The organism is Streptococcus infantis, from assembly GCF_000963255.1.
Taxonomy (GTDB): domain Bacteria; phylum Bacillota; class Bacilli; order Lactobacillales; family Streptococcaceae; genus Streptococcus; species Streptococcus nidrosiense.
Window position 1 is genome coordinate 171,393 of sequence record NZ_JYOV01000019.1, and the last position, 9,555, is coordinate 180,947.

9 protein-coding genes are annotated in these 9,555 nt (G+C 39.6%); 3 read left to right on the forward strand and 6 right to left on the reverse strand.

Annotation, left to right across the window (positions count from 1 at the left end):
- Positions 1-83: 83 nt before the first annotated feature.
- Together TZ96_RS07935 and TZ96_RS07940 are read left to right on the forward strand one after the other, a co-directional pair.
- Positions 84-1,649, forward strand: a complete 1,566-nt coding sequence (locus TZ96_RS07935) for an ABC transporter substrate-binding protein/permease (RefSeq protein ID WP_045763619.1) — start codon at positions 84-86, stop codon at positions 1,647-1,649.
- Complete coding sequence (locus TZ96_RS07940) at positions 1,649-2,389, forward strand: amino acid ABC transporter ATP-binding protein (protein WP_000081949.1); 741 nt, start codon at positions 1,649-1,651, stop codon at positions 2,387-2,389. The genes TZ96_RS07935 and TZ96_RS07940 overlap by 1 nt, the downstream gene beginning before the upstream one ends.
- A 458-nt stretch (positions 2,390-2,847) precedes the next feature.
- Here TZ96_RS07940 and TZ96_RS07945 read toward each other — a convergent pair whose 3' ends face one another.
- The 6 genes from TZ96_RS07945 to TZ96_RS07970 all read right to left on the reverse strand — a co-directional run bounded on the left by TZ96_RS07945 (position 2,848) and on the right by TZ96_RS07970 (position 8,736).
- Entirely contained in the window at positions 2,848-3,063 is a 216-nt protein-coding gene (locus TZ96_RS07945; RefSeq protein WP_001140700.1) for a hypothetical protein, read from the reverse strand.
- A gap of 105 nt (positions 3,064-3,168) precedes the next feature.
- Positions 3,169-4,065 carry an SPFH domain-containing protein gene (locus TZ96_RS07950; RefSeq protein WP_000243418.1) on the reverse strand — a complete coding sequence of 299 codons (897 nt, stop codon included), beginning with the start codon at positions 4,063-4,065 and terminating at the stop codon, positions 3,169-3,171.
- Between the two features lie 82 nt (positions 4,066-4,147).
- Entirely contained in the window at positions 4,148-5,398 is a 1,251-nt protein-coding gene (ilvA, locus tag TZ96_RS07955; RefSeq protein ID WP_045763620.1) for a threonine ammonia-lyase IlvA, read from the reverse strand.
- 80 nt (positions 5,399-5,478) lie between these two features.
- Positions 5,479-6,501, reverse strand: a complete 1,023-nt coding sequence (gene ilvC, locus TZ96_RS07960; RefSeq protein WP_045763621.1) for a ketol-acid reductoisomerase — start codon at positions 6,499-6,501, stop codon at positions 5,479-5,481.
- A gap of 65 nt (positions 6,502-6,566) precedes the next feature.
- On the reverse strand, positions 6,567-7,043 hold the full coding sequence (gene ilvN, locus TZ96_RS07965) for an acetolactate synthase small subunit (RefSeq protein ID WP_001253809.1): 477 nt from the start codon (positions 7,041-7,043) through the stop codon (positions 6,567-6,569).
- A complete protein-coding gene (locus TZ96_RS07970; RefSeq protein ID WP_045763622.1) occupies positions 7,036-8,736 on the reverse strand; it encodes an acetolactate synthase large subunit in 1,701 nt (566 codons plus the stop codon). The genes ilvN and TZ96_RS07970 overlap by 8 nt, the downstream gene beginning before the upstream one ends.
- Positions 8,737-8,976: 240 nt before the next feature.
- Here TZ96_RS07970 and TZ96_RS07975 point away from each other — a divergent pair.
- Positions 8,977-9,555: ISL3 family transposase (locus TZ96_RS07975; protein ID WP_045762794.1), on the forward strand; the 579-nt coding region annotated here is incomplete at its 3' end.

A 9,555-nucleotide genomic window follows, 5' to 3' on the forward strand; every position in this document is an offset into this window, starting at 1 on the left:
GTAAGGGTTTACTAAGATTGAAAAAGTTCCGCTTTTTCGATACAATAGAGAGAAGCAATTTTAGACTAGAAATAGGAGAAATCATGAAAAAATTATGCTTAACTATCCTTGCTAGCCTAGCCCTTACTTTAGGACTAGTTAGCCAGGTCCAAGCCGATGAATATTTACGCATCGGTATGGAGGCAGCCTACGCACCCTTTAACTGGACTCAAGATGACGACAGTAACGGCGCTGTCAAAATCGATGGAACCAACCAATATGCTAATGGTTACGATGTCCAAATAGCTAAAAAGATTGCTAAGGACCTAGGCAAAGAGCCCTTGGTTGTTAAAACCAAGTGGGAAGGACTTGTTCCAGCCCTTACTTCTGGTAAGATTGATATGATCATTGCAGGTATGAGCCCAACTGCTGAACGCAAACAAGAAATTGCATTTTCAAGCAGCTACTATACTAGCGAACCAGTACTTTTGGTCAAAAAGGATTCTGCCTATGCAAACGCCAAATCGCTAGAGGACTTTAGCGGAGCAAAAATCACTTCTCAACAAGGTGTTTACCTTTATGATTTGATTTCACAAATCTCAGGCGCTCAGAAGGAAACTGCCATGGGAGATTTCGCCCAAATGCGTCAAGCTCTTGAAGCTGGTGTCATTGATGCCTATGTTTCTGAACGTCCTGAAGCTCTCACTGCCGAATCAGCAAACGCTAAGTTCAAAATGATTCAGCCTGAACCTGGTTTTAAAACTGGTGAAGAAGATACATCTATCGCTATTGGACTTCGTAAAGATGATGACCGTATCAGCCAAATCAACGCCAGTATTGAAACCATTTCTAAAGATGAACAAGTTGCGCTCATGGATCGTATGATTAAAGAGCAACCAGCAGAATCTACAACGACAGAAGAAAGCAACAGTAATTTCTTTGGCCAAGTCGCCAAAATTCTAACTGAAAACTGGCAACAACTCTTGCGTGGTGCTGGTATTACCCTTCTCATTTCAATTATCGGTACTATCGTTGGTCTCGCTATCGGTCTTGCTATCGGGGTCTTCCGTACGGCACCTCTATCAGAAAATCAATTTATTTTCGGCATTCAAAAACTAATCGGTTGGATTCTCAATATCTATATCGAAATTTTCCGTGGAACTCCTATGATTGTACAATCTATGGTTATCTACTATGGAACTGCTCAAGCTTTCGGGATCAACCTAGACCGTACGCTAGCTGCTATCTTTATCGTTTCGATCAACACTGGTGCCTACATGACTGAAATCGTCCGTGGTGGTATCCTAGCTGTTGATAAGGGACAATTTGAAGCAGCAACTGCACTTGGTATGACTCATAACCAGACCATGCGTAAGATTGTTTTGCCTCAAGTTGTTCGAAATATTCTACCAGCAACTGGTAATGAGTTCGTCATCAACATCAAGGATACTTCTGTATTGAACGTTATCTCTGTTGTAGAACTTTACTTCTCAGGAAATACAGTAGCAACACAAACCTACCAGTACTTCCAAACCTTTACCATCATCGCAGTTATCTACTTTGTCCTCACCTTCACAGTAACGCGTATCCTACGCTTCATCGAAAAACGTATGGATATGGATACTTATACAACAGGTGCTAACCAAATGCAAACGGAGGATTTGAAATAATGAGTCAACCAATCCTTGAAATCAAACACCTCAAAAAATCCTACGGGCAAAACGAGGTCCTAAAAGACATCTCTCTCACTATTCATAAAGGAGAAGTGATTTCTATCATTGGTAGTTCCGGTAGTGGTAAATCAACCTTCCTACGTTCTATCAACCTTCTCGAAACACCAACTGAAGGTGAGATCCTTTATCACGGTGAAAACGTCCTTGAAAAAGGGTATAACCTCACTCACTATCGTGAAAAACTAGGCATGGTTTTCCAATCCTTTAACCTCTTTGAAAATCTCAACGTTCTTGAAAATACGATTGTTGCACAGACAACTGTCCTCAAACGTGAACGATCAGAAGCAGAGAAAATTGCTAAAGAAAACCTTGAAAAAGTTGGAATGGGAGAGCGCTACTGGCAAGCTAAACCAAAACAACTTTCTGGTGGTCAAAAGCAACGTGTAGCCATTGCTCGTGCACTTTCCATGAATCCTGATGCCATTCTCTTTGACGAGCCTACTTCAGCCCTTGACCCTGAAATGGTCGGTGAAGTTCTTAAAATCATGCAAGAACTAGCTCAAGAAGGCTTGACAATGATCGTTGTAACCCACGAAATGGAATTTGCTCGTGACGTATCACACCGTGTCATCTTTATGGACAAAGGTGTGATTGCAGAAGAAGGCAAACCTGAAGATTTATTTACAAATCCTAAAGAGGAACGTACAAGAGAATTTTTACAACGCTATTTAGGATAAGATAAAAGCGATTAGATAAACCTCTTAAACCAAGAGTTGTTTTCCTATTCAAACCCCAATCAACATTGAGTCAAAGGCTCATGAACATAAAAATCAAGGTCGGAGTTTTTTATCCCGACCTCTTTTTATATACTTTAAAAATCAGCTTTATCCCTTCTTCTGTTTCCTGAGCAAGTATTGCTTGTAGCTATATTCCTAATCTTTTATTTGATTTTCATGAGTGATACTCAATGAAAATCAAAGAGCAAACTAGGAAGCGAGCCGCAGGCTGTACTTGAGTACGGCAAGGCGAAGCTGACGTGGTTTGAATTTGATTTTCGAAGAGTATGAGATCACTCAGCTCCCTGTCAACCTAGTTCATTCTAACAAATAGATTTGTTGAGCAGGTCATAGCATGGCTATTTCGCCGTTCCATAAATAAAAGCAGACCCTAATTAGAGTCTGCTTGTATCCAAAGATTAATCTTCAAATTTTTCATGATTTTTTTCATAGAAATCAATTAATCCAAGGGCTGTTTCAAAGGAAATATTTTTAACTTTTGCACGTCCTTGAGCTAGAGCAATGATAGACATTTCACGTGCATTCGTTTCTTTAGAAATACGATAACCAGTGATCTTCTTATCACGAACCCAGCTAACAACTGATTCTACTTTTTCAAAGTTAGTCTTAGCCATGTTTTTCTCCTATTTTATTCTTTACGATATTTAATTGTATACGTTTTTATGGCATTTGTCAATAAAAAAACATATATCCAATCAAATAAGACGTTAAGATTACATTTACTTAGCTTTCAAAGCCGATAATATATGGGTTCGTATATCTTCAACTCCGTTAGGATTTGCTGGTAAGAAAATTGTATTATTACCTTGTTTTTCTGCAAAATTATTCAATGTATCTAAATACTGGTTAGTTAACAAGATTGACATGATTTGCTCTTCAGTTAATTCAACATTGGCTCCTTTTAACTCTTTAATAGAATCAGCAAGTCCATCAACAATTGCTTTTCGTTGCTCTGCGATCCCCACACCATGTAAGCGATCCTTTTCTGCCTCTGCTTCGGCCGCTGTTACGATCTTAATTTTATCTGCTTCGGCCAATTCTTGTGCTGCTACTCTCTTACGTTGAGCAGCATTGATTTCATTCATCGATTGCTTGACTTCCGCATCCGGCTCTACTTTGGTAATGAGCGTTTTGACGATAATGTACCCATACGTTGACATTTCTTCCGCTACTTGTTTTTGAACTTCTAATGCAATTTCATCCTTTTTCTCAAACAATTCATCCAAAGTTAACTTAGGAACTGATGAGCGCAATGCGTCTTCAATATAAGATTTGATTTGAGCCTCAGGTCTCATTAGTTTATAGTAAGCATCTGTAACATTTTGTTCATTTACTCGGTACTGTGTCGCAACATTCATCGTCACAAATACGTTATCTTGAGTCTTGGTTTCCACAACGATTTCACTTTGCAAGAGACGCAGTTGTACACGAGCTGCAATTTTATCAATCCCAAATGGTGCTCTTAGGTGAATACCACTATTGCTCAATTTTTGATACTTACCAAATCGTTCAATGATAGCTACTGATTGTTGTCGAACAACATAGATTGAGCTCATTAGTATAGCTCCTACAATAAGCATTAGAATAATTAGAACAAGTATAACTTTTAAAACCATGGGAATCTCCCCCTTTCTTCACTTACATTATAGCACTAGTAAATAGGTTAGGCAAATAATATGATAAAAATTTCATAGCATATTAAACAAGCATATTATATAGGGTTTCATTCCCATTTAAGTTAATATAAGACGGGTCGAATTTTTCCATCCGGTGAATCAATCCCGCATAATCATGTTTATCAGCAAGTGCAATCCCTATTAGTACTGGACCAGTTCCCTTGCTAGCTCGTTTGATATATTCAAAACGAGTAATATCATCATGAGGTCCTAAGATATCATTTACAAACTCTCGAAGTGCTCCCGGACGTTGTGGGAAATTCACTACAAAGTAATGCTTAATACCATCATAAATCAAGGCACGTTCTTCCATCTCTGGCATACGGTTGATGTCATTATTCCCTCCAGAAATGATACAACAAATGGTCTTGCCCTTAATATAGTCTGATAATACTTCTAGGGCTGCAACACTAGCAGCACCCGCAGGTTCTGCTACGATACCTTGTTTAGAGTAGAGATCAATTAAGGTCTCAGAAATCAAACCTTCATCCACTCCGATAAGAGTTTCTACATGTTTGCGTGTTGCTTCATAGGTCAACTGTCCTACTTTTTGCACTGCAATCCCATCCGCAAACTTATCAATTTCTTTAAGTTTAACCGGTCCTCCAGCTTCAAAGGCAGCCTTCATCGAACGAGCACCTTCAGCTTCTACTCCGATGACCTCAATCTGAGGATTTGTTTCTTTAATATAAGTAGAAACACCTGAAATGAGACCTCCGCCTCCAACAGGTACCAAGACAGTATCAAATTCAATAGATTCTTTACGAGCTTCTTCTAAAATTTCATAGGCTACTGTCCCCTGACCAGCTTGAACATAGGGATCATCAAAGGGATCAATAAAAGTACGATTTTCAGCTACGGTAAAGTCTTGAGCAGCCTTGGCTGAAGCATCAAAAGTATCCCCTACTAATTTAATGGTTACAAAATCACCACCAAAAAAACGAACCTGACCAATTTTTTGTTGAGGTGTCGTAATTGGCATAAAGATTGTTGCAGGAATCTTCATCTCATTACATGTGTAGGCAACTCCTTGAGCGTGATTTCCCGCTGAAGCACACACTACACCACGTTCACGTTCCTCTTTTGTCAATTGGGAAATTGCGTAATAAGCCCCACGAATTTTAAAAGAACGGACACGTTGAGCATTTTCCTTTTTAAGATAAATTTTCGCTCCGTATTTTTCGGATAAATAATGGTCGTAGTCAAGTGGCGTATTGGCTACTACACCACTCAAAACCTTGTGGGCTTTCACCACATCTTTTGCACTTAGCATAATCTCCTCCTCGATGAGTTTTCAAAATAAAAAGCGAGTTAGGTTCCCCCCAACTCGCCTTCTGTTTATATTCTTAAAAATTAGTTGTAGATCTTGAATGCATCATCGTCGTTTTTACCGACAAATGGCATTGCTTTACGCAATTCTGCACCAACTTTTTCAATTTCAAGGTTAGCTGCTTGTTCACGGTAAGCAGTCAATTTTGGACGTCCAGCTTTGTAGTCATTTACAAAGTCGTTGGCAAATTTACCATTTTGGATGTCCGCAAGAACTGCTTTCATGTTTTCTTTGACTTGTTCAGTGATTACACGTGGACCTGAAACATAGTCACCATATTCAGCAGTGTTTGAAATTGATTGACGCATTTTCTTGAATCCACCTTCGTAGATCAAGTCAACGATCAATTTCATTTCGTGAAGAACTTCAAAGTAAGCCAATTCTGGAGCATAACCAGCTTCTGTCAAGACTTCAAAACCAGCTTCAATAAGGGCAGTCAAACCACCACAAAGTACTGCTTGTTCACCAAACAAATCTTCTTCAGTTTCTTCTTTGTAAGTTGTTTCAAGAAGACCTACACGAGCTGCACCAACACCTTTACACCAGTCCATAGCGATGTCTTTAGCATTTCCTGTTGCATCTTGGTAGACAGCGTAAAGCGCTGGAACACCAAATCCTTCTTCGTAAGTACGACGTACCAAGTGTCCTGGTCCTTTAGGAGCACACATGAAGACATCAACATCTGCAGGAACTTTGATGAATTCGAAGTGGATGTTGAAACCATGTGCAAAACCAACTGCATTTCCAGCTTCCAAGTTTGGTGCAATTTCTGCTTCGTACAATTCTTGTTGGATTTCGTCTGGAGCCAAGATCATGATAACATCAGCTAACTTAGTTGCTTCTGCTACTGTGTATGTATCAAAACCATCTTCTTTTGCTTTGTCAAAAGATTTACCTGGGCGTACACCGATGATCACATCACGACCTGAATCACGCAAGTTTTGAGCGTGAGCATGACCTTGTGAACCATAACCGATAACGGCGATTTTTTTACCGTCAAGTGCTGCTACTTTTACATCTTTTTCGTATTCCATTTGAACTGCCATAGTTTTTTCTCTCTTTTCTATTTTTATTGCCTATTAGGCTAGTTTAACAAATTGAGGTTGGATTTTTAGTCGCGGGTAAATCCAGTTGCACCCGTACGAGCGATATTCTTAATACCATATGGTCGAATCACTCGAATTAAGGCTTCACTCTTTTCTGCATTCCCAGTCATCTGAATGGTAATGGAACTTGGAGCTACATCGACTACTGTTGCACGGAAAGGTTGGATGATAGCCAAAATTTCTGCACGTTTTTCAGCAGGAGCTGAAACCTTTATAAGAATCACTTCTCGTTCTAAGTGGGGTTGATCCGTGATATCACGAATGCGAATCACATCAATCTGACGATTAAGTTGTTTGATGATTTGCTCCACTTCATCATGTGAGGCAACATCAATGATAATGGTAATTCGTGATACATTAGGATTTTCCGTTGCGCCAACAGAAATGCTTTCGATATTGACTTGACGTCTCGATAAGACTCCTGTGAAGCGATTGAGAACACCTGAACGGTTTTGAAGTTTGGCTGTTAACATTCTACGCATTAAACTTCACCCCCAACATCTCATGATTACTCTTACCAGCTGGTACCATCGGTAAAACATGTTCTTTACGAGAAATGTCTACTTCAATAAACATTGGTACATCTTCCATTATGACTTCCAAATCCTTCTCAAGAGTTTCAGGATTATCGAACTTATAATTCTTAATTCCATAGGCTTGAGCCATCAATTGAAAGTCTGGCAAGGTTTCAAATACCGACTCTGAAGTTCGACCATCATAGAAGGCTTCTTGCCACTGGCGAACCATTCCAAGTGAGTGGTTGTTAAGCATGATGACCTTGATTGGAATCTTGTAAATGTTTAAGATTGCTAATTCCTGATTGGTCATCTGGAATCCACCATCTCCGACAAAGAGAACAACTTCTTTATCTGGATTGGCAATCTTAGCACCAATAGCTGCAGGAACTCCGAAGCCCATGGTTCCTAGACCACCTGATGTTACCAATTGACGCTCGTTTTGGTAAGGATAGTATTGAGCCGTCCACATTTGGTGTTGCCCAACGTCTGTTACAACAATAGCATCACCCTTGGTCAACTCACCGATGCGTTCAATAACTGCTTGAGGTTGAACGACACGTTCTTTCTTATCATAAGCTCGAACACGATTCTTATCTTTGGTAACTTTTTCAATCCACTTTTCAGTATTGTTACGAACAATTGGTTCTGCAAGCAATTGTTGCAAAGCCTTTTTCGCATCACCAACAACCGGAATATCAACTGCGATAATCTTACCAATCTCTGCAGGATCGATATCAATATGCGCTACTTTTGCATTTTTAGCAAAGGTCTTAGGATTTCCAGTCAAACGGTCATCAAAACGACAACCAATAGAAATCATAAAGTCAGCCTCAGTCATGGCAATATTAGCTGCAAAGGAACCGTGCATTCCACCCATTCCCAAAAACAGTGGATGGCTAGTTGCGATTGTTCCCTGTCCCAAAAGACTGGTCACAACAGGAATTTGATAACGCTCTGCAAATTCATTTAACTCTGCTGCAGCCTCAGCGTAACTAATACCACCCCCAGCTAGCAAGACTGGCTTTTTAGCCTTAGACAATTGCTTCAAGATTTTCTTGATTTGCATATCATTTGGCTCAAGTGTTGGCTGATAACTTGGTAAATCTATCTCTGGAGAGTAAATAAAGTCTGTTTCAAGCGCAGAAACATCTTTTGGAAGGTCAATGACGACTGGCCCTGGACGACCTGTAGTCGCAATATGCACAGCTTCCGTAATAATCCGTGGAATATCCGCAGTTTCTCGAACCTGATAATTATACTTAGTGATTGGCATGGTGATACCAACGATATCAGCTTCTTGAAAAGCATCTTTCCCAATTCCAGCACGTGCCACTTGGCCAGTAAAGACTAAAAGGGGAACACTATCGCTCATAGCATCTGCGATCCCTGTAATGGCATTTGTAGCTCCTGGTCCGCTTGTGACGACTGCAACACCCAGTTTTCCTGTTGACTTAGCATAACCTTCAGCTTCGTGAAGACAGCCCTGCTCATGGCGACCTAGAATATGGCGGATTCCCTTAAAATTATAAATAGCATCATATAAAGGAAGTACCGCTCCACCAGGATAACCAAAAATCGTATCGATTCCTAAGTCACGAAGTGTTTCCAAAACAAGATCCGATCCCGACTTAGGTGAGTCTAAAATGATTTTCTCCATCGTTCCCCTTTCTCTTCTCTTAAAAATAGCTTGTTACTATGATACCATTTTTTCAAAAATTTTCAAGGGAAAAGAGCAAATTTTCTGAATTTTCTATCTAGATACTTTACAATATCGGCTCTATAATATTTGTAGTGGGTAAATCCCCTATGGATCTTATGGAGCCTATTTTTGTGTAGAAAAAAAGTCCCATATGACCTATAATGAAAAGCGATCAAACAACTCATTAGAAAGAATCCTATGGAACAATTACATTTTATCACAAAACTGCTCGATATCAAAGACCCTAATATCCAGATTCTAGACATCATCAATATGAATACCTACAAAGAAATCATCGCTAAACTGGACTACGACGCCCCATCTTGCCCTGATTGCGGAAGTCAAATGAAGAAATATGACTTTCAAAAACATTCTAAGATTCCTTACCTCGAAACGACTGGTATGCCTACCAGAATTCTTCTGAAAAAGCGTCGATTCAAGTGCTATCATTGCTCGAAAATGATGGTCGCCGAAACCTCTCTCGTCAAGAAGAATCATCAAATTCCTCGTATTATCAACCAAAAGATTGCTCAAAAGTTAATTGAAAAGACTTCTATGACTGATATTGCACATCAGCTATCCATTTCAACTTCAACTGTCATTCGTAAGCTCAATGACTTTCACTTTAAGCATGATTTTTCTTGTCTTCCAGAGATTATGTCTTGGGACGAGTATGCCTTTACCAAGGGAAAGATGAGTTTTATCGCACAAGATTTTGATCAGCTCAATATCATTACTGTTCTTGAGGGAAGAACACAAGCTATCATCCGCAATCAC